The following is a 17,911-nucleotide window of genomic DNA, read 5'->3' on the forward strand; positions in this document are numbered from 1 at the left end:
GCAGCGCCACAGCCGACTCCCGGCAGGCGCCGGTGCGGCAGGCCGCCGCCCCGGCCGAGGCCCTCCTGCGGCGCGGGCGCGCCTGAACCACCAACCTCATTGCGTGCGTAGGAAGTCGGCCCCGCCGACTTCCTACGCACGCTGTCCTCCCGATCGGCTTGGCGGCTCCTGGGCCCCACGGCTGCGAGCAAGGTGCCCCTATTCGTCAGTGTGACGCAAACGGGTTGGAAGCCGCTTGCCCAGCCTGCGGCGTCTGACATGCTGATGGTCCGTCGAGAGGGGTCGCAGCGATGCAGTGGAAGATCCACGGGGAACGTCCGATCTACGAGAACCCTTGGGTGAACCTGTGGTTGGTCGACGTCGAGCAGCCTGACGGGCGCCGCTGGGAGTACCACGTGGTCAAGCTGCGGCACCTGGCCGTGGCCGCCATCGTGAACAGCGAGAAGCAGGTCCTCATGATGTGGCGGCACCGCTTCATCACCGACACCTGGGCCTGGGAACTCCCGATGGGCCTGGTCGAGCCGGATGAGACCCCGGCGGAGGCTGCGGCCCGTGAAGCACTGGAGGAGACCGGCTGGAAGGTCTCGGACGTGAAGCCGCTGATCTACGCGCAGCCGGCGAACGGGATCACCGACTCGGAGCACTTCGTCTTCCGGGCCGACGCCGCGGAGTACGTGGGACCGCCGACCGAGCGCAACGAGTCCGACCGGATCGAGTGGATTCCCCTGTCCGATCTGCGCGGCATGATCAACCGTCGCGAGATCGTCAGCAGTGGCACGCTCGTGGGCGTGCTCCACCTGCTGCTGGACGAGGCTGGCCTTTGATCAGCCGGCCGCACTGGTGATCCGGTCGGCCAACGTCGCTACTGAGGCATTGGCCCGGTAGGGCGTGAGCAGGTGGCGGAACTCCTGGAGGTGGGCGACCACTCGGGGGGACTCGATCACTGCCACGAGATCGGCGGCTTCCGTGGCGGTCGCGCACGCCAACTCGACCTGCCGCTGCTGGAGCTGGGTGCGTGCGAGCCAAAAGCTGTGGAACGCGCGGCCCCGGAGGTTCGTCGTCGGTTCGGCCCGTAAGGCTTCGGCGATGAGGGGTTCGGCGGCGGTTGCGTCTCCCAGCTGGCCGAGGGCGATGCCGGTGTCCACAGTGAGCTTGGTGCGGTCGAAGTACTCGACCCATGCGGGGTCGTCGTCCCCCTCGCGGATGCGCTCGAAGTGCTGTTGCGCCTCGGTGATCGCGCGGTGGGTCGACGCCTGGTCGTGTGCGCTCGCGTGGCCGAAGGCTTCGCGCATCGACAGCATGGCCAGTAGCCTCGGCGTACCGCCGACAAGGCGCGCGCTGTCCTGCGCGGCTAGGGCGAGCGTGATCGCGTCCTGTGCCCTGTCCTGGTAGGTCGACTGGAGGCTGAGACAGGCCAACACGTTGGCGATGAAGGGGCGGTCGTCGATCTCTCGTGCGAGCCGAAGCGACTCAGTGAAGTAGCCCTGCGCGGTGTTGTACTGCCGTGCGTCGAAGTACGTCCACCCTGTGAGGCGTGCGAGCTCGGCAGCGATGCCGTGCAGGCTGCGCCGGTAGTTGGGATCGGCGGTGTCGCGCATTATGCCCGTGACGTATCTGAGCTGACCGATTACCGCTGGCCGGAGCGCTTCGCCGCCGTGCTGGTCATCGCGCCGCCAGTAGTCCTCGATGGACGCTTGGAGGGACCGCAGGACGTTGGGCGTGACCCGCGTGCCCGCCGCGATGGCGAGGATGTTGTCGAGATCGCTGCCTGAACGCGAATCCACGACCGGCAACGGGGTACGGGCAGGCTCGACCACCGGTGTTGGGTCCCGGCGTGGGATCGGTGACGGTTCCCAACTGCGGTCCGCCAGGCCGAGCATCCGTCCCGGAATCCGTAGGCCGTCTGCGATGCGTTCGATGACGGTCATGTTGGTGATCTTCGGTCGGCCCTTCATCACCTCGCCCACCCTGCTGGGTGTCAGCTCGCACGCTCGGGCGACGCGTGAAGGGTGGAAACCGCCTTTGCGCTTGGCGATCTGGAAGATCAACGCGAAGTCTCTCTCCGCGCATGCCGCCACCATTTCGGGGTCCGTGAGCAGCCGACGCGGAAGCCCTGGTGACGGAGTGGACTCGCTCATGGCCAGCTGCCCCTCAGCGCAAGGAGGATCATTGCTCAGTGTCACGTGAGATAACTGACCGCGAGTTTACCCATCGTGGGTACACGCGCTGGCCTTATTTCGACACCACCTGCCACGGGATTCTGGGATCGCTTCCGGGAGGACGCCGGGAGCCCGACTGATGGAGGGGAGCGGTTCTACCGATGAGTCTGATCAAAACCGCCGACCCATCAGGTACCGAGCACATCGAGATCCCGGTAGTACGGTCTGGTGACCTCGGGTGCCTGCTCCATCTGCGCTGCCATCCCGAATCTGCGGGGACCGCACGCAAGTTGGTGACTACCGCTCTGACGGCATGGTCCCTTGAGTACCTTGCGGACGTGGCTGAGCTGCTGGTGACCGAGTTGGTTGCCAACGCGGCCAAGCACACGGGGTGTTCGCGGATCTCCGTCTCGGTGGACCGACAGGAGGCGTCGGTGTGGGTGGGGGTCCGGGACTCGTCCCGCGCACTGCCGTGCCGCACGGAGCCGGAGGGTCAGGCGGAGTCCGGGTATGGCCTCGGCCTGGTGGAATCCCTCTCGTCCCGTTGGGGAGTGGACTGGGCCCCGTTCGGCAAGTGGGTCTGGTTCGCGCTGAGGACGGCGACGCCATGACCTCGGACGGAACTGGGGCTCGCGGCCAACACCATGGCGAGCGTCGTGATCCCGTTGGCGCGGTGCTGACGGGGGTCTGGGCGCTCGGTCACGTGGTCACGGTGTTCCTCCTCGGAACCGCCGCGGTGAACCAACTGGACGCCGACCACCACGGCCTGGCGCACATCTCGCTGGCGGCACCGGACCACGAGCCGCCGGCCTGAGCATTGGCTCACCTCAAGACTCCCCCCGGCCCCGACGACGACACCAGGGTCGGGGGGTCGCACCACCGTGACGGGGAGTGGACCCGCCACGCCCTACGGCAACGAAGGGAGGTGAACACCATGGAGGACTTCGCCCAGCTCGACCCCGAGCCGGAGGAGGAGGCCGTCGTCCTGGGAGACGCGGCGGTCCTGACGAAGGGCAGCAACAACCAGAGTGTTGAGGGCAAGCGCTCGCCCTACAACGCCTGACAGTACTGCGGCGGCACCTCACGACCCCCGGGGGGTGCCGCCGCACCACTCTCGCGCTCACTGCACGGAGGTGATCACATGAGCTTGTTCGGCGGGTCGATTTCCCGTTCTGCTCCGTCCCGGGTGCCGGTCGGTGCACGGGTTGTCTGGCGTGGGCCGTTGGCCTGGTCGGCAGGTGCTCCTGTGCGCTCGGCGAAGGAAACGGGTGGGCGGCGCCTGGCTGTGTTCGGCCCGTGCGGGGCGACGGACGCTGAGCTGATCCGCCTTGTCTGGTCTGCGGACCTACGTGCTCTGGACATGGCGGCTACGGCCTGGGCTGGCGCGTACACCCTGGTTTTCGATGACGGGTACGGCGTGTGCACGGTGTGGGCCGACCCGGCGGGCGTCGCCCCTGTCTACACCGCCCGGAGGGACGGGGCCCCGGTGTGGGCGTCGAGTTCGCTCGCGCTGGCCTCCCTGCTCGACGCCGAGCCCGATACTGCCTGGCTGGCCGCGCACCTGGCCAACCCGACCGGTTGGGTTCCCGGCCGGTCGGCGTGGACGGGAGTGGAGCAGGTACCGCCGGGACACCGCTGGTCGGCCACCGCCTCCGGCGCCTCCGGCTTCACCCCGTTCTGGCGGGTGCCCGAACTCGCCTGGGCCGATGCCGTGCGACGACTGCGGGCCGACCTGGCGGGCGGCGTCCGCATCCGGGTTTCCGGCCGTGCGGCCTCCTCCGATCTGTCGGGTGGCCTGGACTCCAGCACTCTGGCGGCCCTCGCCGCCCAGTGCGGTCCGGTCACCGGTCTGACCTACCACCCCAAGGGCAGGGAGAGCGGTGGAGACATCGACCACGCCCGTGCCGTCGCCCGCGTGTTTCCCGTGATCCGCCACCGCTTCATGTCCCTGGGCCCGGAGCACCTGCCGTTCACCGGCCTCGGCTCCCTCCCGCTGACGGACGAACCAGCGCCGTCCGCCATGGTTCATGCCCAACTGGGCGTACAGCTCGACATGTTGGATTCGGAGGGCATTGACGTCCATCTGACGGGGGACGGTGGCGACTCATTGTTCATGCCACCGCCCGTGCACATGGCCGATCTGGCACGATCGGGCCGCTTCCTGCGCCTGGCCGGCGACGCACAGGCATGGGCGCGCCTCTACCGGTCAAGCCCCTGGACGGCGATGGCCGCCGCTTGCAATGCCCCGGGCAAGCTCGGTGGGGCATCGGCGCCAAGGCCGTGGCTCACCCGCTACTCGCTCGATCTGGCCGACGCCGTTACCGCCCCGTACTCGGAGGTGAATGGCCTCGGGTACGCGGACCGCCACCTCCTGGAGGAGGCCCGCTACGTCGGCCGCAGCGCCGCGACGGAGAACCAGCTCGCTGCCGCGCACGGCATCGAGATGCACAGCCCCTTCACGGACACCCGCATTGTGGAATCCGTCCTCGCCACACCTGCGCCCGAGCGATGGTCCGCGCACCGGTACAAGCCCCTGCTGACCGATGTTGCGGCTCGTCTCCTGCCTCCCGCTGTCCTCCAGCGGGGGGCCAAGGGGGTGTTCGCGGCCGACCACCACCACGGGTTGCGCGCGAACAAGGCTGGCGTCCTGGATCTCACGGGCGGCTACCTCGCGGACCTTGGCCTCGTCCACCCGGCGGCCCTGCGCTCGCTGCTGGGCAACGCCGTGCTCGGCGTTGACATCCCGTGGGGGCTGATCGAACCCGTCCTCGGCACGGAGCTGTGGCTCCGGTCCTCGACGGCTGCCGGACAGGCGGTTCAGTGGGAGGAGACAGCGTGACCACGCCCGTGCCGACTTCGCACACGCGCACCGCCCTGACCGGCCGGGCGGGCGTCGTCGTCAACTACCGGACCGGCGAGACGATCGTCCTCACGGGTGGGGCACTCGCTCGCTGGCTCGTTGCGCTGGAGCAGAGCTCGGCTCCGGTTCCGGTGACGGTCAGGGACTCGGAGGTGTCCTGGGGCACGAGCGAGTCCCCCGCCCGCCTGGAGGCGCTCGTCCCACCGCCGTTGGCCTGGCGCCTGGCTGCTGCTGTCGTGCTGGCGACGACCCTTGCCGTTCGCACCGCTGGCCGCCGGGGATCGAGGTTTGGCCGCCTGCGCCACCTCGCCGAACTCGGCGGGAACCTCCCGTTGCCGACAACGGCTCACGCCCGCCTGGCGATACGCTCGGTCCGCTGGGCCGCTCGTCCGTTCCCGGCCCGCGTCGCATGCCTGGAGGAGTCCACCGCGGCCTCGCTCCTGCTCGCGCTCGGCGGCCGTGGGGGTGCCTGGCGGCACGGGGTGGCCACCGACCCGATACGGCTGCACGCCTGGATCTGTGACGTTCACGGCCTGCCGGTCGAAGAACCCGAGCACACTGGCGACTACACGCCGATCAACGCACCAACCGACCTGGAACGAGGCCCCGATGCCCACTCCGAACATCCTGCTGCCCGGTAAGCGCGTCAGCCTGGCGATGACCAACCGTGACCACCTGACCGACTACCACCGCTGGGAGAATGACCCCGGCACGATCCTCGGTTTCGGCACGCAGGTCGCCCAGTCCTGGGAGGTCCGCGCCGGTGGCTGGGAGGCCCAGGGCCGCAACCGCGACTACCCCCAGTTCGAGGTGGTCACCGCCGACGGCCACACCCCGGTGGGCATCACGACCCTCCAGATCGATCCGGTCGTGCGGACCGCCGAGTACGTCATCCTCCTGGCCCCCGAGGCACGCGGGAAGGGCTTCGCCGCTGAGGCCACTGAGCTGACGCTCCGCTGGGCCTTCGAGTACACGGCCCTGCGCATGGTGTGGCTCAAGGTCCTGGAGCCGAACGCGGCGGGTGTCGCTGCCTACCAGAAGGCCGGGTTCCAGTCCGCCGGCCGACTGCGGCAGTCGGGTTACTGGCTGGGCCGTCCCTGCGACGAACTGCTGATGGACGCCGTTGCGGACGACTTCTTGTCTGATGCCAAGTCCGTCTGAGGCCGAAGGTTCGGCATCAGTCCTCCGTCGCCGCTTCGGTTCAGCCGAAGCGGCGACGCGGACCCAGCCCCATCGCGTGCGTGAGAAGTCGGCCAGGCCGACTTCCTGCGCGATGGTAGCCGCAAGGCTTGAACGCTCATTCGGGATCCGTTCCTCTCACTCGCTTCCGTGCCGAGCCCACCACTCGGCGAAGGGCACCGCACGGCTCAGGGCGAGGTCGCGGTACCCCAGCCACTTCTCGGTGGTCGACTCCCTGTCGGCGTCGACGAACGTGCCGCCGTCGCCGTAGCGCATGGTGATGACGGTGGATTCGTCGAACACCCAGAAGTCGGGAACACCATCGAGCGGATTCGGCTGGTCGGTGGTGTCGAGGATGAAGAACTCCTCCCCGGCGGTGGCGTTCTTGGCGTATCCCCAGCCGAGTTCGAACCGGAGGTAGGGGGTCAGCGGCCGGGAGAGGATGTGGACCCGGTACATGCGCTTCCCGCCGGCGGTGTTCGCCCGGACCTCATCCACCCACTCCTGGTTGTAGTCGGCCGGCTGCGGTTCACCATCGAGGAACGCGCGGAGGCTCGCCGCGTTCGATGACCCGCTGTAGTCGTCAAGCGTTTCCAGTCGGAACGCCTCCCGCTGGAACGTCGAGAAGAGGTTCTCGAAGTCTTCGCCTGAGATGCTCACTGGGAATCCTCCGGCTGGGCTAGGGCTCAACTGCTACTGGGAGTAGATCAGTTGGCGGAGATGGAAGCGGTGGTAGACGGCCGTCGGTCGGGCTGGTCCGGGTCGAGTGTCACCCGAGCGTGTTCAGGAATTCGAGAAACGGTGCGGAGTGGGCCAGGGCGAGCTCTTTCCACTCCTGGTACTGGCGCATGTCGCCGGTGACCAGTTCGCGGTTGATCTGGGTGCCGTCAGGCCGGAAGTTCAGGTGGACGGCCGAGGAACCGTCGAACAGCCACCAGTCCTGGTCGGGGATCCCGAGATCCCGCTCGGTGGCGTCCAGGATCCGGATGTCCTCCCCCGCGGTGATGTTGCCGGGGATGCCCCAGGCGAACTGGTACCGCTGGTAGTCCGTGAGGGGCCGGCGCACCACGCGGACGCGGCCGATCGTCCGCCCGGAGGAGACGAAGCCGTGCACCCGCCGGTGCCGCGAGGTTCTCGGCCTCCTTGGGCATGGTGTAGGCGGGCTGGGCCTCGAACCGGAAGGCATCGTGCTGGTAGCCGTCGAAGTGGGCGCGCCACTGGTCACCGTCCAAGGATACGAACGGCCTCCTCCAGGACGTGCTGGGGGATCTCAACGGTGGGCACTTTCAGGGCCGTGAAGTGGTCGAACTCGCCGGCCTTGGCGCTGTGGAGCCAGGCGGCGAGCTTGGTGGGGGTGGGGGTGACGACGGCGGTGGGGCCGTCGGACTCGCGGATGTAGAGGAGGTCGTCAGCGGACGCGATTTCGACGCAGTTGGCCTCCTCGCCGCTGAAGCTCGACTTCTGCCAGTTGAGCTGTTTCATGGCTACCTTCCCGGCGCTGTGTGACGGCTGGAGCAAGTCCGGTACAGCCTCTGCCGTGCGCACGCTGCTGCCACGACGGCTCGTGTCCCAGGATGCCGGGTGTACGGGCCGAGAGGTTGCTCTCTGCGCGGGAAGTCGGCCCTGTCGACTTCCCGCGCGAGGCTTTAGGCGGTTGTTGATGTGGGGGTGGGTGGGGAGATTGCTGGCGTCTTCGAGCGGTTCCGGGACCTGGTCGGGCGCTCGATGCGGAAGGTGTGGAGACGAGCCTTGCGCCGGGGCGGCGGGATCGTCCGGTTGGTGGGGAGAAAACCAGGGGGGCGGGCGCCGGCACGGTGCTACGGTCGGGCGCCATGAGCTGGCTTCCCGATGACTTCGTCCACCCCGTCCACGTGCCACTGCCCGGCGGGCGCCACCACCTGCGGCCGGTCCGGGAGGCGGACGCGCCGCTCGACTATCCGGCCGTGATGGGTTCGCGCGAGCGGCTGTGGACCGTCTTCGGTCCGGCCTGGGGCTGGCCCGCGGCCACCATGACCTTCGAGGCCAACCAGGCCGACCTGTTGCGGCACGAGAAGGAGATCGCCGCACACCAGTCGTTCAACTACGCGCTGCTCGACGAGGCGGAGACGGCCCTGCTCGGCTGCGTCTACATCGACCCGCCCGCGAAGACCGGCGCCGACGGCGAGATCGCCTGGTGGGTGGTGGACGACCTCGTGGGCAGTGAGGTCGAGCGGGCCCTGGACGCGCTGGTGCCGCAGTGGATCGCCGCCGACTGGCCGTTCGAGCAGCCGCGCTTCCTCGGCCGGGGGATCTCGTGGACTGACTGGCTCGCCTTGTCCGCACACCCCGACGCGTGAGCTGACCCGGAGGCCCCGTGCCCCGGCCCGGCGCCGGGGGCACGGGGGAGGGAAGTCAGGCTTCGATGAAGTGGTCGAACTCGCCGGCCTTGGCGCTGTGGAGCCAGATGGCGAGCTTGGGGCGGGTGGTGGTGACGATGCGGGTCGGATCGTCGGACTCGCGGAGGTAGACCAGCTCACCGTCGGAGGCGATCTCAAGGCAGTTGGTGTTGGTGCCGCTGAAGCTCGACTTCTGCCAGTTGAGCTGTTCCATGTCTACCTTTCCGGCGCTGTGTGACGGCTGGAGCAAGTCCGGTACAGCCTCTGCCGTGCGTGTGCTGCTACCACGACGGCTCGTGTCCCAGGATGCCTGGCGTACGGGCCGAGAGCTTGCTCTCTGCGCGGGAAGTCGGCCCAGTCGACTTCCCGCGCGAGACTTTAGGGGGTTGTCGTTTTGGGGGTGAGTGGGGAGATGGCTGGCGTCTTCGAGGTGATGGGGCTTCTGCGGTCCACATTGGCGGTGTACCGGGAGGAGTTGGGGCTCCTGGATTGTGAGGTGCCGCAGGGTGGGGACGGCAGCTCGGTTCCGGCGGGGACGCCCGAGGGGGTCAGGGAGCTGATGGCGGCCAGTGACGGGCTCTACCTGGACCACTCGTGCCGGCTCTACCGGGCCGACGAGTTGGCCGACCGGCAGTGGGCGGAGGGGCTGGAGGGAGCGGGGCTGCCCGGTGGTGGGGTGCTGGAGGACGCGTCGCGGTTCTTCTACTTCGGGGAAGCCGCGTCGAGCCCGCTGCTGGTGGATCGCGACGGCAGCGTGTGGAGGGTGCCGGACGAGGGCTGCATCTGGTTCACCGGGTGCAGGGTCGAGCCTGTCGCGGGCAGTGTCGAGGAGTTCTTCTTCGAGTGGATCGCGGGGGAGCGCTTCCGGGACCTGGCCGGGCTCGATGCGGAGGGCGTGGAGACGAGCCACTGGTACCGCGTGCTGGGACTGGCGGGGCGAGTGGGTTGAACGGGGTCCCCGTGCCCGGCCCACCGCCGGGGCACGGGGGAGGGGAGTCAGGCTTCGGCGAGGTGGTCGAACTCGCCGGCCTTGGCGCTGTGGAGCCAGGCGGCGAGCTTGGTGGGCGTGGTGGCGACGATGGTGGTGGGGTCGTCGGACTCACGGATGTAGACGAGGTCGCCAGCGGACGCGATTTCGACGCAGTCTGCCCTGTCGCCGCTGAAGCTCGACTTCTGCCAGTTGAGCTGGCTCATGACTACCTACCTTGAATCTTGTACCGAACGTGCTGGATCAAGCCCCACGAGTCGCGATGGGAAGGCGACGAGGGCGTGGCCGTGTTCAGGGGCGGCAGGGCCAGTCCCCTGAGTCGCTCGAACCTACGTCGGAATGCGGCCACGTCCTCAGGATCTCCCAAGAAGTCTGAATCATGTGGATGTTCCAGCAGAACCGAGTCAAGGCGTACGTGAGCCCCGTGCATCAGGACGAACGGGGTCTCACTCCGGGAGTAGGTGGTGCAGTCGAACGAGAGGATCTGGACCGTGACATGGGGCAGCCTGCTGACCTCGATGAGGTGGTTCAGCTGGTCGCGCATGATGGTCGGTCCCCCGTACATCATGTGCAGAGCCGCTTCATGGATAACAGCGTGGAAGGGTGGGGCGTTCTCGACGGCGAGCAGCTCCTGTCGGCGCTGACGGAACTCGACCCTCTTCTCCGCGTAGTCGTGGATGATCTCGCTGTAGGCCTTGGTCTGGAGCAGGCCGGGAATCAGGAGCGTCTGGTAGCTGTCCAAGGCCGTCGCGCTCGCCTCTGCTTCGGCGAGATCGATCGCGGTGGGATGCACGTGAGGTTTGTAGTCGTTCCACCAGGCCGTCTTGGAACCCTTGCTCATGGCTGCAAGACCGGCTCGGTAGTCGGTGTCTGTGATCTCGCACAGATCAAGCCAGACATTCAATCGGTCAAGGTTGAGGCCCATCCGACCGGATTCGATGTGGCTGACCGCTGGCCCCTTCACGCCGATCGCCTGGCCGATCTCCAGCGCCGAGCGTCCGGCGGCATCACGTACACGGCGAAGCTCCTCGCCGAACCGGCGCTGACGTTCGCTGATCCCAGTCCTGAATGCCACCGGCGTGCCTTCCTCGCGGACCGTCACCTACGGACAGTGTAGATCCATGCGCAGAGCGTGTTGCCAACTTTGCCGAGAAGACCCTAAAGTTTCACTGCACTGCTCGCCGGATGAGGCGTCAGGTCTCTCCGTGCGTAGCTCATTTGAGCTGATGGGAGATTCCCCATGTGTGACCCCAACCTCAACTCCCCCTCCCTCACCGTGTCCCGCGAGGTGTTGCGCGACGCGATGGAGCGCGCCGGGTACCCCGACCCGGTCATCGGGGACGCCGAACTCGCGCTCATGGAGCTGGTCGTGAACGCGTGGCGGCACGGGCTGACGGCCTCGCCCGTCGTCACGGTCGTCTACTCCGGCGGCACCCTCCGCGTCACCGTCGCCGACCGCAGCTCGGAGCTGCCGAAGCATCAGAAGTTCGGTCTGCTCGCCGAGTCGGGGCGGGGGTTGCAGCTGATCGAGGGGCTCATGCACCGCTGGGGTGTCGAGCCGCAGAAGCTCGGGAAGCGGGTCTGGTTCGAGCTGGACCTGGTCGCGTGAACGCCCTCTATCCCATCCGGCCGGCCGATCCCGCGATCCGGCACCTCACCAGTCGGCAGATCGCCGGCCTGATCGTGGAACTCCGCGCCGAGGGGCGCGAGTTCGGCCTGCTCTGGCCGTCCGCCCAGCCCGGGGAGACCGTCCTGAACGGGCAGGTCCTGGTCTCGCTCGGCAATGTTCCGGCCAGCACTCTGATCAACCTGCTCGCGCTCGTCCGCGAGTTCAGGCAGTACCGGTAGCGGGCGCACGCGGGCTCCGTCCGTCGGACGGGGCCCGCGCCCGTGCGGTCAGTAGCCGACCGTGAAGCCGGTGGCGAGGATGTCGAGCCTGGCCAGCAGGGCGTCGGCGAGCGGGCGGTCCGCGCCGGCGGCGAGCCAGCGGCCGAGGGTCATGATGTAGGTGTCGAACACCAGGTCGGCGACGGCCGCCGGGTCGAAGTCCGGCCGGATCTCGCCCTGTTCGGCTCCCCGGGTGGTGGCGGTGACGAACGCCTGCGGCGTCGTGGCGCCGAGGGCGAAGGCGGCGTGGAGGACTCCGCTGTCGTGCAGGTCCTTGGCCAGCGCGTACTCCCGCTCGTTGAGCTCCGCGAGGGTGCGCAGGGCGTCGGCGAGCGCATCGATGACGGAGTCGCCGGTGGATGCGCTCGCCTCGTCCTGCCGGTTCAGCACCTCGTGCCGCTGCTGGACCCAGGCGGTGACGAAGTCCTCCTTGCGGCGGAAGTGGTTGAAGGCCGTCTGGCGTCCCACGTCCGCGCGTTCGGCGATGTGGTCGTAGGTGGTGGCCGCGTACCCCTGGGTGGCGAACAGCTCCAGGGCTGCCGTCAGGAGCCGTTCCCGGGTCGCGGTGCGGCGCTGGTCGTGTCGGTTGGGAGGAGAGGTCACAAAGGGAGCGTACTTGAATCCATTGATGGACTGGAGTACATGTTGGTACTCCAGTCCAATCAGTGAGGAGGCCCACTCATGGCCGTCCCGTACACCCTCGGCCTGCACGAGATCGCCCCGGACACCTACGCCTACCTGCAGCCCAACGGCTCCTGGGGCCTCAGCAACGCCGGGCTGATCGCCTCCGGCGACGAGGCCCTGCTCGTCGACACCCTGTTCACCGTCCCGCAGACCCGCGAGCTGCTCGACGCCGTCGCGCGCGCCCTGCCGCACGTCACCATCGGCACGCTGGTCAACAGCCACAGCGACGGCGACCACTGGTGGGGCAACCAGCTCCTCCCGGACGTCGTGACCATCGCCTCCGAGGCTGCCGCGGCCGAGATGCGCGCCGACCACCTGCACGCGGTGGTCGCCGCGCCGGGTGACCTCCGGCTGCCGAAGGTCGTCCAGCGGATGCGGGAGACCTTCGACTTCGGCGGCATCACCCCGACCCCGCCGAACCGGACCTTCACCGGCGAGCTGGACGTGGCTGTCGGGCGGCGCACCGTCCGGCTGATCGAGGTCGGCCCCGCCCACACCCAGGGCGACATCCTGGTCCAACTGCCCGACTCCGGTGTGCTGTTCGCCGGGGACCTGCTGTTCATCGGCGGCCACCCGGTGATCCACAGCGGCCCGATCGGCAACTGGATCGCCGTCTGCGACCGCATCCTCGGCCTGGACGTCGATACGATCGTGCCCGGGCACGGGCCGGTCGTCGGCAAGCCCGAGGTCCGCTCCTTCCGCGACTACCTGGAGCGGGTCCGCGACCATGCCGAGCGCACCCACCGGGCGGGCGTGCCGGTGCTGCGCGCCGCACGGGAGATGGACCTGATCGGCCTCGCCGACTTGGCCGACCCCGAGCGGCTGGTCCTCAACATCGGCGCCGTCCACCGCGAACTCAACGGCGACGGAACCCCGGGCGAGATGGAACTCCTGGGCCTCCTGGACGCGTACGAGCCCGCCCCGCTGCTGGCCCCGCGGGCCGGGGCCGAGGTCGCCGCCGAGGTCACCGCGCTGGCCGCGGGCCTGCCGGGCGTCGTCCGGCAGCTGTTCCCGGCTGAGGGAGCCGGGCCGCTGGAGGGCTTCCCGGTGCCCAACGTGCTGGCCACCATCGGGCACCACCCCGACCTGCTGACCAGCCTGGCGCCGCTGCTCGCCCTGCTCAACCAGGGCACGATCCCGCCCCGCGAACGGGAGTTGGCTGTTCTGCGCACCGCACACCGCACCGGTTCGACGTACGAGTGGCTGCACCACGTCCGGCTCGGCGGCCTCGCCGGGCTGAGCGGGCCCGAGATCGCCCGCGTCCCGGAGGGGCCGGACCACCCCGACTGGGCCGAGACCGACCGCGTCCTGCTGCGGGCCGTCGACGAGCTGCACGACGGGCACGCGCTCTCCCCGGCCACCTGGGAGGCGCTGGCGGACAGCTACTCCGCGCCGCGGCTGCTGGAGCTGCTGGCGCTGGTCGGGACGTACCGGATGGTGGCCGGAATCCTCAACTCCTGCCGGGTCCCCGTCGACGGCTGGCTCTCCGGGGCCGGCGCGTAGGGGCGGCAGCAGGAGCGGGCGCGTAGGGCACGTGCCCGGCGCGCGCAGGGAACGCGCACCCCGCCGTTGTCCGTGCCCGCTCCTACGATCGCCGCATGCCCGACGCCTTCACCGTCCTGTGGACCCAGCCGACCTGCCGCGCCCTGCGCAAGGCCGGCCACGTGGGCGCCCGGCCCCCGGTCGCCTTCAGCGGGGTGCACACCTCGCTGCCCGCCTGGTCGGGGGCCCGGGCCGGGGACGAGGTGTACGCGCTGCACGTCAACCGGTGCGAGGTGTTCGTGGTGAGCCGGATGCGGGTGGTCGACCGGGAGCGGGGCGACTGCTGCGGCGCCGCCGCCGCGAGCTGGGACGACCCGGCGTTCCCCGGGCACGAGGCCTGGTCGATGCTCGGCGCCGGCGGCTGCGGCGCCTCGGCGGTGCACGTGGACGCGACGCCGGTGCGCTTCGACCGGCCGGTGCCGGGCGAGCTGCTGGAGCGGCTCACCTGGCGCAACCGCCGCAACCGGACGCGGAACCTGAAGCACGTGGTGGACGGCCGCCTCGAACGGGCGGTCGGCCTCCAGGGGTTCTACCGCCTGGCACCGGAGTCGGCCGACGAGCTGGCGGGGCTCGTCGGCCCCTGACGGAGCGGGTGCGGCGGGGTGCGTCCGGGGGCTACGGCGTGACGGGTTCCAGCCGAAGTCGCCGGGACGGCCAGGGGGCCGGCTCGGCGGGCCCGAACCAGACGCGGACGTCCTCGCCGGTGCGGACGGGCAGCCGGGGGAAGTCGTTCTCGGCGTGCTCGGTGCGGTGCAACGCGTGGGCCGGGAGCAGGTGTTCGGTGGCGAAGGCGTCGAAGGCGGCGGCGTCGGCCGGGTGGCAGACGGTGGCGAGGACCTCGCGGGCGCCCGCGGGCGGGGTGAAGCCGGGGCCGCGCAGCAGCAGGACGTCGTCGCTGTCGACCATGGTGGCGTTGGCCGCGTCGCGGTGCTCCCGCCAGACCGGGCCGCCGTAGAAGGCCTCCAGGGCGCGCCGCCGGTCGGCCATGTCGGGGAAGGCGCGCAGCCAGACGAAGCGGTCCGGGTCGTCCAGGTCGCGGAAGCGGCCGCCGACGGTGATGCCGACCGCCTGCTGGCCGGTCACGAACTCGCGCTCGAACAGCTCGATCAGGGTCTCCCGGGCGCCAGGGTGCAAGGTGTACCGGCGGAGTTCGACGACGGGGCTCATGCGGTGGCCGCCCCGGTGCGGGTGAAGTCGTTCATGGGCCGCAGCGTAGGAGCGCTCCCCTGACATCCCCTGTCAGTGGATACTGGGCGGCATGCGCGCGAGTCGGCTGGTCGCCCTGCTCCTGCTGCTCCAGAACCGGGGCCGGCTGACCGCCGAGCAGCTGGCGGCGGAGCTGGAGGTCTCCGTCCGTACGGTCTACCGGGACGTCCAGGCGCTCGCCGCCGCCGGTGTCCCGCTGTACGGCGACGCCGGGCACGCCGGCGGGTACCGGCTGGTCGACGGCTACCGGACCCGCCTCACCGGGCTGACCGCCGACGAGGCCCAGGCCGCCTTCCTCGCCGCACTCCCGGGCGCCGCAGCCCAGTTGGGCCTCGGAGAGGCGCTCGCCGCCGCCCAGCTCAAGCTGCGGGCGGCCCTGCCGGCCGAACTGCGCGAGCACGCCGGGCGGATCCAGGAGCGCTTCCTGCTCGACGCGCCCGGCTGGTACGGCGCGGCGGACGAGACCCCCCACCTGGCCGCCGTGGCCGCCGCGGTGTGGGAGCGGCGGGCGGTGGTGCTGCGGTACCGGCGCTGGCGGGCGCCGGAGGAGATCGAGCGGCGGGTGGAGCCGTACGGGCTGGTGCTGAAGGCGGGGCGCTGGTACCTGGTCGCCGCCGGTCCGGCCGGGATGCGCACCTACCGGGTCGACCAGGTCGTCGAACTGCGCGAGCTGGACGAGGGGTTCGCGGTGCCGGACGGCTTCGGCCTGGGCGCGTACTGGGCGGACTACCTCGCCGACTTCCGGGCCCGGCTGCACACCGGGGAGGCGCTGCTCCGGCTCACTCCGGAGGGCGCCCGGCGCCTCGGGGTCGCCGCCGCGGCCGACGGCTGGACGGAGGCCCGGGTGCCGATCGAGTCGCTGGACCACGCGCACGGGGAGTTCCTGCGGCTGGGCGCCGACGTCGAGGTCCTGGAACCGGCCGAACTCCGCGCCCGCATCGCCGCAACGGTCCGGACCCTGGCCGCCCGCTACGGGGGGTGACCCCCGGGCCCGGACAGCGGAACGCCCGACCGGCGGGGGGCCGGTCGGGCGTTCCGGGGGGCCGGTTCGGCCCGGGGAGGGGGTGGTTTCAGGACTCCGTGGTCGCGGTCTGCCCGGCGGCACGGGTCAGCCGGTGCAGGCCCAGGGCGATGCAGGCGGCGAGGGCCGCGCAGATCACGACGGCGAGGAAGCCGTTGCCGACGCCGGTGGTCATGGCGTCCGGGGCGGTGGCGCCGGAGGCCAGCTCGCCGTCGGTGGAGGTGGCCAGGATGGTGCCGATCACCGCGATGCCGAGGGCGGCGCCGCTCTCGTTGAAGGTGTTCAGCAGGCCGGAGCCGACGCCGGACTCCTCGGGGAGCACGTGGGAGGTGCCGACCCCGTACAGCGGGACGAAGCAGGTGGGCAGGCCGGCCCCGATGACGGTCAGCGCGACGATGGCGACGACGGTGCTGGACGGTCCGGTGACCAGGACGGCGGCGCCGGCGATCTGGGTGAGTGCGCCGATCAGGTAGGTCAGGCCCGGGCCGACGGCGCCGATGAGGTTGGGCACGACGGAGGCGAAGACCAGCGCGGCCAGGCCCATGGGGAGCATGGAGAGGCCGGTGGCGAAGGCGCTCATGTCGTGCGCGCCCTGGAAGTAGTTGCTGGCCAGGTAGGAGCTGCCCATCATCACGATCGCGGCGAGCAGCAGCCCGAGGCTGCTGAGCCAGTAGGTGGGGATGCGCAGGAGGTGCAGCGGGAGCAGCGGGTCGGACTTGCCCAGTTCGGCCCGGGCGACGCCGGCGAGCAGGAGTACGGACAGGCCCATGCTGGCCCACGCGGTGACGGAGGTCATGCCGTCGTGCAGCCGGATCAGGCCGAAGGACAGGCAGGCCAGGCCGGCGGTGGCGAAGAAGGCGGTGGGCAGGCGCAGCGGGCGGCGGCCGTCGGCGCGCAAGGCCGGCAGGCTGCGCAGGCCGATGATCCCGGAGGCGAGGCTGATCGGGATGTTGATCAGGAAGGCCCAGCGCCAGCTGACGGCCGAGACGACGAGCCCGCCGAGGACGGCGCCGAGGATGGCCCCGATCACGCCGAGGCCGCTCCAGGTGGCGAGGGCGGCCTTGCGCTGGTCCTCGTTCTGGTACACCGTCACCACGATCGACAGGGCGGCGGCGGAGAGCACCGCGGCTCCCAGGCCCTGGAGCACGCGGCCGGCGATCAGCAGTTCCTGGTTGCCGGCGAGGCCGCACAGGACGGACGCGACGGCGAAGGTGGTCAGGCCGGCCAGGAAGGACCGGCGCCGTCCGACGACGTCGGCGACGCGGCCGCCGAACAGCAGCAGGCTGCCGTACATGAGGATGTAGGCGCTGATCGTCCACTGGAGGGCGGTCTGGTCGGCGGGGAGCTCGGAGCCGATCGAGGGCAGCGCCACGTTCACGACCGTCGAGTCCAGCATGACCATCAGCTGGGCGACGCCGACGGCGGCCATCGGCATCCAGGAGGTCTTGGCGGGTTGCCGCTCCTGCCCCTGCTCGGTTCCTCGGTCGTTCTCCTGCTTGGCGTCCACGAGTGAGATTGCCTCAGTCATCGGTTCTCCTTTCCGGGGCAACAAGATACATGCGCATGAATCGACATGGAAGGGGGGTCGGATCTAGACTGCGGAGCGTGGCGAACACTCCTCTTGCCGATCGGTGGCTGTCCCTGGTGCGCGTCTGCGCGCAGATGAACCAGAGGATCGAGCACACCCTGTCCGACGAGTTCGACCTCTGCGTGACCGCGTACGAGATCATGGAGGTGCTGTGGGCGGAGGGGGACTGGGTCCGCCCGGGAGAGGTCAGTACCCGCACCTCGCGCAGCCAGCCCCAGGTCTCCCGGATGCTGACGCAGATGGTCGACGCGGAGTACGTGGACCGCAGGCCCTCCCCGGGCGACGGCCGCGGCTACCAGATCCGACTCACCGAAGCGGGGCGGGAGGTCTTCCGGCGGGCGGCCGCGACCGTCGACGGGGAGCTGAAGCGGATCACCGACGAGAACGCCGACGCCCGGGTGTGGATGGCCTGAGCCCGGGGC

General features: G+C 70.2%; 25 protein-coding genes. 15 read left to right on the forward strand and 10 right to left on the reverse strand.

Annotation, left to right across the window (positions count from 1 at the left end; all coding sequences use genetic code 11):
• The first annotated feature begins 290 nt into the window (after window positions 1-290).
• The gene (locus ACFVU7_RS34590) at window positions 291-824 is read left to right on the forward strand and encodes an NUDIX domain-containing protein (RefSeq protein WP_380781928.1); all 534 of its coding nucleotides are present in this window, start codon (window positions 291-293) and stop codon (window positions 822-824) included.
• Here the strand turns inward: ACFVU7_RS34590 and ACFVU7_RS34595 are convergent, their stop codons facing one another.
• Window positions 825-2,048 carry a hypothetical protein gene (locus tag ACFVU7_RS34595; RefSeq protein ID WP_388049162.1) on the reverse strand — a complete coding sequence of 408 codons (1,224 nt, stop codon included), beginning with the start codon at window positions 2,046-2,048 and terminating at the stop codon, window positions 825-827.
• A 272-nt stretch (window positions 2,049-2,320) separates the two neighbouring features.
• On the opposite strand from ACFVU7_RS34595, the gene ACFVU7_RS34600 reads away from it, so the two are divergent.
• The 6 genes from ACFVU7_RS34600 (at window position 2,321) to ACFVU7_RS34625 (ending at window position 6,180) form a co-directional block, all read left to right on the forward strand.
• Complete coding sequence (locus tag ACFVU7_RS34600) at window positions 2,321-2,770, forward strand: ATP-binding protein (protein WP_380781932.1); 450 nt, start codon at window positions 2,321-2,323, stop codon at window positions 2,768-2,770.
• A 62-nt stretch (window positions 2,771-2,832) separates the two neighbouring features.
• On the forward strand, window positions 2,833-2,973 hold the full coding sequence (locus ACFVU7_RS34605) for a hypothetical protein (RefSeq protein WP_158077778.1): 141 nt from the start codon (window positions 2,833-2,835) through the stop codon (window positions 2,971-2,973).
• A gap of 120 nt (window positions 2,974-3,093) precedes the next feature.
• A complete protein-coding gene (locus ACFVU7_RS34610; protein WP_380781940.1) occupies window positions 3,094-3,222 on the forward strand; it encodes an albusnodin family lasso peptide in 129 nt (42 codons plus the stop codon).
• Between the two features lie 78 nt (window positions 3,223-3,300).
• Window positions 3,301-4,998 (forward strand): albusnodin/ikarugamycin family macrolactam cyclase, encoded by a 1,698-nt coding sequence (locus ACFVU7_RS34615; RefSeq protein WP_388049166.1) that lies wholly within the window; start codon window positions 3,301-3,303, stop codon window positions 4,996-4,998.
• Window positions 4,995-5,660 (forward strand): lasso peptide biosynthesis B2 protein, encoded by a 666-nt coding sequence (locus ACFVU7_RS34620; protein ID WP_388049169.1) that lies wholly within the window; start codon window positions 4,995-4,997, stop codon window positions 5,658-5,660. The genes ACFVU7_RS34615 and ACFVU7_RS34620 overlap by 4 nt, the downstream gene beginning before the upstream one ends.
• Complete coding sequence (locus ACFVU7_RS34625; protein ID WP_074005479.1) at window positions 5,629-6,180, forward strand: GNAT family N-acetyltransferase; 552 nt, start codon at window positions 5,629-5,631, stop codon at window positions 6,178-6,180. The genes ACFVU7_RS34620 and ACFVU7_RS34625 overlap by 32 nt, the downstream gene beginning before the upstream one ends.
• A gap of 156 nt (window positions 6,181-6,336) precedes the next feature.
• Here ACFVU7_RS34625 and ACFVU7_RS34630 read toward each other — a convergent pair whose 3' ends face one another.
• The 3 genes from ACFVU7_RS34630 to ACFVU7_RS34640 all read right to left on the reverse strand — a co-directional run bounded on the left by ACFVU7_RS34630 (window position 6,337) and on the right by ACFVU7_RS34640 (window position 7,680).
• Window positions 6,337-6,858 (reverse strand): DUF6879 family protein, encoded by a 522-nt coding sequence (locus ACFVU7_RS34630; RefSeq protein ID WP_388049173.1) that lies wholly within the window; start codon window positions 6,856-6,858, stop codon window positions 6,337-6,339.
• 109 nt (window positions 6,859-6,967) lie between these two features.
• Window positions 6,968-7,384, reverse strand: coding sequence for a DUF6879 family protein (locus ACFVU7_RS34635; protein WP_388049286.1), 417 nt, complete (start codon window positions 7,382-7,384; stop codon window positions 6,968-6,970).
• A gap of 35 nt (window positions 7,385-7,419) precedes the next feature.
• A complete protein-coding gene (locus ACFVU7_RS34640; RefSeq protein WP_388049175.1) occupies window positions 7,420-7,680 on the reverse strand; it encodes a DUF397 domain-containing protein in 261 nt (86 codons plus the stop codon).
• Window positions 7,681-8,030: 350 nt separating this feature from the next.
• Here ACFVU7_RS34640 and ACFVU7_RS34645 point away from each other — a divergent pair, with 350 nt between their 5' ends.
• Window positions 8,031-8,534 carry a GNAT family N-acetyltransferase gene (locus ACFVU7_RS34645; protein ID WP_074005482.1) on the forward strand — a complete coding sequence of 168 codons (504 nt, stop codon included), beginning with the start codon at window positions 8,031-8,033 and terminating at the stop codon, window positions 8,532-8,534.
• 55 nt (window positions 8,535-8,589) lie between these two features.
• Here ACFVU7_RS34645 and ACFVU7_RS34650 read toward each other — a convergent pair whose 3' ends face one another.
• The gene (locus ACFVU7_RS34650) at window positions 8,590-8,787 is read right to left on the reverse strand and encodes a DUF397 domain-containing protein (RefSeq protein WP_380781858.1); all 198 of its coding nucleotides are present in this window, start codon (window positions 8,785-8,787) and stop codon (window positions 8,590-8,592) included.
• A 345-nt stretch (window positions 8,788-9,132) separates the two neighbouring features.
• Between ACFVU7_RS34650 and ACFVU7_RS34655 the strand changes: the two genes are divergently transcribed.
• Entirely contained in the window at window positions 9,133-9,522 is a 390-nt protein-coding gene (locus ACFVU7_RS34655) for a hypothetical protein (RefSeq protein ID WP_388049179.1), read from the forward strand.
• A gap of 47 nt (window positions 9,523-9,569) precedes the next feature.
• Here ACFVU7_RS34655 and ACFVU7_RS34660 read toward each other — a convergent pair whose 3' ends face one another.
• Both ACFVU7_RS34660 and ACFVU7_RS34665 read right to left on the reverse strand, forming a co-directional pair.
• On the reverse strand, window positions 9,570-9,767 hold the full coding sequence (locus ACFVU7_RS34660; RefSeq protein ID WP_388049182.1) for a DUF397 domain-containing protein: 198 nt from the start codon (window positions 9,765-9,767) through the stop codon (window positions 9,570-9,572).
• Window positions 9,768-9,769: 2 nt separating this feature from the next.
• Entirely contained in the window at window positions 9,770-10,663 is an 894-nt protein-coding gene (locus ACFVU7_RS34665; protein ID WP_388049184.1) for a helix-turn-helix domain-containing protein, read from the reverse strand.
• A gap of 138 nt (window positions 10,664-10,801) precedes the next feature.
• Here ACFVU7_RS34665 and ACFVU7_RS34670 point away from each other — a divergent pair, with 138 nt between their 5' ends.
• A complete protein-coding gene (locus ACFVU7_RS34670; RefSeq protein ID WP_388049187.1) occupies window positions 10,802-11,170 on the forward strand; it encodes an ATP-binding protein in 369 nt (122 codons plus the stop codon).
• A complete protein-coding gene (locus tag ACFVU7_RS34675; RefSeq protein ID WP_375876465.1) occupies window positions 11,167-11,409 on the forward strand; it encodes a hypothetical protein in 243 nt (80 codons plus the stop codon). Before ACFVU7_RS34670 ends, ACFVU7_RS34675 begins: the two co-directional genes overlap by 4 nt.
• Window positions 11,410-11,457: 48 nt before the next feature.
• On the opposite strand, the gene ACFVU7_RS34680 is transcribed toward ACFVU7_RS34675, so the two are convergent.
• Window positions 11,458-12,051 (reverse strand): TetR/AcrR family transcriptional regulator, encoded by a 594-nt coding sequence (locus tag ACFVU7_RS34680; protein ID WP_388049190.1) that lies wholly within the window; start codon window positions 12,049-12,051, stop codon window positions 11,458-11,460.
• Between the two features lie 78 nt (window positions 12,052-12,129).
• Here ACFVU7_RS34680 and ACFVU7_RS34685 point away from each other — a divergent pair, with 78 nt between their 5' ends.
• Both ACFVU7_RS34685 and ACFVU7_RS34690 read left to right on the forward strand, forming a co-directional pair.
• On the forward strand, window positions 12,130-13,635 hold the full coding sequence (locus ACFVU7_RS34685) for an MBL fold metallo-hydrolase (protein WP_388049193.1): 1,506 nt from the start codon (window positions 12,130-12,132) through the stop codon (window positions 13,633-13,635).
• Window positions 13,636-13,730: 95 nt separating this feature from the next.
• Window positions 13,731-14,258 carry a hypothetical protein gene (locus tag ACFVU7_RS34690; RefSeq protein WP_380782604.1) on the forward strand — a complete coding sequence of 176 codons (528 nt, stop codon included), beginning with the start codon at window positions 13,731-13,733 and terminating at the stop codon, window positions 14,256-14,258.
• A 31-nt stretch (window positions 14,259-14,289) separates the two neighbouring features.
• Here the strand turns inward: ACFVU7_RS34690 and ACFVU7_RS34695 are convergent, their stop codons facing one another.
• Window positions 14,290-14,841: an NIPSNAP family protein gene (locus ACFVU7_RS34695; RefSeq protein ID WP_388049196.1), complete on the reverse strand. Its 552-nt coding sequence runs from the start codon at window positions 14,839-14,841 to the stop codon at window positions 14,290-14,292.
• A gap of 91 nt (window positions 14,842-14,932) precedes the next feature.
• Here ACFVU7_RS34695 and ACFVU7_RS34700 point away from each other — a divergent pair, with 91 nt between their 5' ends.
• Entirely contained in the window at window positions 14,933-15,862 is a 930-nt protein-coding gene (locus ACFVU7_RS34700) for a helix-turn-helix transcriptional regulator (RefSeq protein WP_388049199.1), read from the forward strand.
• An 88-nt stretch (window positions 15,863-15,950) separates the two neighbouring features.
• On the opposite strand, the gene ACFVU7_RS34705 is transcribed toward ACFVU7_RS34700, so the two are convergent.
• Window positions 15,951-17,429, reverse strand: a complete 1,479-nt coding sequence (locus tag ACFVU7_RS34705) for an MFS transporter (RefSeq protein ID WP_388049202.1) — start codon at window positions 17,427-17,429, stop codon at window positions 15,951-15,953.
• A gap of 77 nt (window positions 17,430-17,506) precedes the next feature.
• Between ACFVU7_RS34705 and ACFVU7_RS34710 the strand changes: the two genes are divergently transcribed.
• Window positions 17,507-17,902, forward strand: coding sequence for a MarR family winged helix-turn-helix transcriptional regulator (locus ACFVU7_RS34710; RefSeq protein ID WP_158077779.1), 396 nt, complete (start codon window positions 17,507-17,509; stop codon window positions 17,900-17,902).
• The last annotated feature ends 9 nt before the right edge of the window (window positions 17,903-17,911 follow it).

The organism is Kitasatospora sp. NPDC058046 (assembly GCF_042885595.1).
GTDB lineage: Bacteria > Actinomycetota > Actinomycetes > Streptomycetales > Streptomycetaceae > Kitasatospora.

Coding starts and splice junctions, on each gene's coding strand:
- ACFVU7_RS34615 (WP_388049166.1), top strand. CDS start 3,301: ATGAGCTTGTTCGGCGGGTCGATTTCCCGTTCTGCTCCGTCCCGGGTG.
- ACFVU7_RS34650 (WP_380781858.1), bottom strand. CDS start 8,787: ATGGAACAGCTCAACTGGCAGAAGTCGAGCTTCAGCGGCACCAACACC.
- ACFVU7_RS34690 (WP_380782604.1), top strand. CDS start 13,731: ATGCCCGACGCCTTCACCGTCCTGTGGACCCAGCCGACCTGCCGCGCC.
- ACFVU7_RS34645 (WP_074005482.1), top strand. CDS start 8,031: ATGAGCTGGCTTCCCGATGACTTCGTCCACCCCGTCCACGTGCCACTG.
- ACFVU7_RS34590 (WP_380781928.1), top strand. CDS start 291: ATGCAGTGGAAGATCCACGGGGAACGTCCGATCTACGAGAACCCTTGG.
- ACFVU7_RS34610 (WP_380781940.1), top strand. CDS start 3,094: ATGGAGGACTTCGCCCAGCTCGACCCCGAGCCGGAGGAGGAGGCCGTC.
- ACFVU7_RS34640 (WP_388049175.1), bottom strand. CDS start 7,680: ATGAAACAGCTCAACTGGCAGAAGTCGAGCTTCAGCGGCGAGGAGGCC.
- ACFVU7_RS34660 (WP_388049182.1), bottom strand. CDS start 9,767: ATGAGCCAGCTCAACTGGCAGAAGTCGAGCTTCAGCGGCGACAGGGCA.
- ACFVU7_RS34635 (WP_388049286.1), bottom strand. CDS start 7,384: ATGCCTTCCGGTTCGAGGCCCAGCCCGCCTACACCATGCCCAAGGAGG.
- ACFVU7_RS34600 (WP_380781932.1), top strand. CDS start 2,321: ATGAGTCTGATCAAAACCGCCGACCCATCAGGTACCGAGCACATCGAG.
- ACFVU7_RS34700 (WP_388049199.1), top strand. CDS start 14,933: ATGCGCGCGAGTCGGCTGGTCGCCCTGCTCCTGCTGCTCCAGAACCGG.
- ACFVU7_RS34685 (WP_388049193.1), top strand. CDS start 12,130: ATGGCCGTCCCGTACACCCTCGGCCTGCACGAGATCGCCCCGGACACC.
- ACFVU7_RS34655 (WP_388049179.1), top strand. CDS start 9,133: ATGGCGGCCAGTGACGGGCTCTACCTGGACCACTCGTGCCGGCTCTAC.
- ACFVU7_RS34625 (WP_074005479.1), top strand. CDS start 5,629: ATGCCCACTCCGAACATCCTGCTGCCCGGTAAGCGCGTCAGCCTGGCG.
- ACFVU7_RS34705 (WP_388049202.1), bottom strand. CDS start 17,429: ATGACTGAGGCAATCTCACTCGTGGACGCCAAGCAGGAGAACGACCGA.
- ACFVU7_RS34670 (WP_388049187.1), top strand. CDS start 10,802: ATGTGTGACCCCAACCTCAACTCCCCCTCCCTCACCGTGTCCCGCGAG.
- ACFVU7_RS34695 (WP_388049196.1), bottom strand. CDS start 14,841: ATGAGCCCCGTCGTCGAACTCCGCCGGTACACCTTGCACCCTGGCGCC.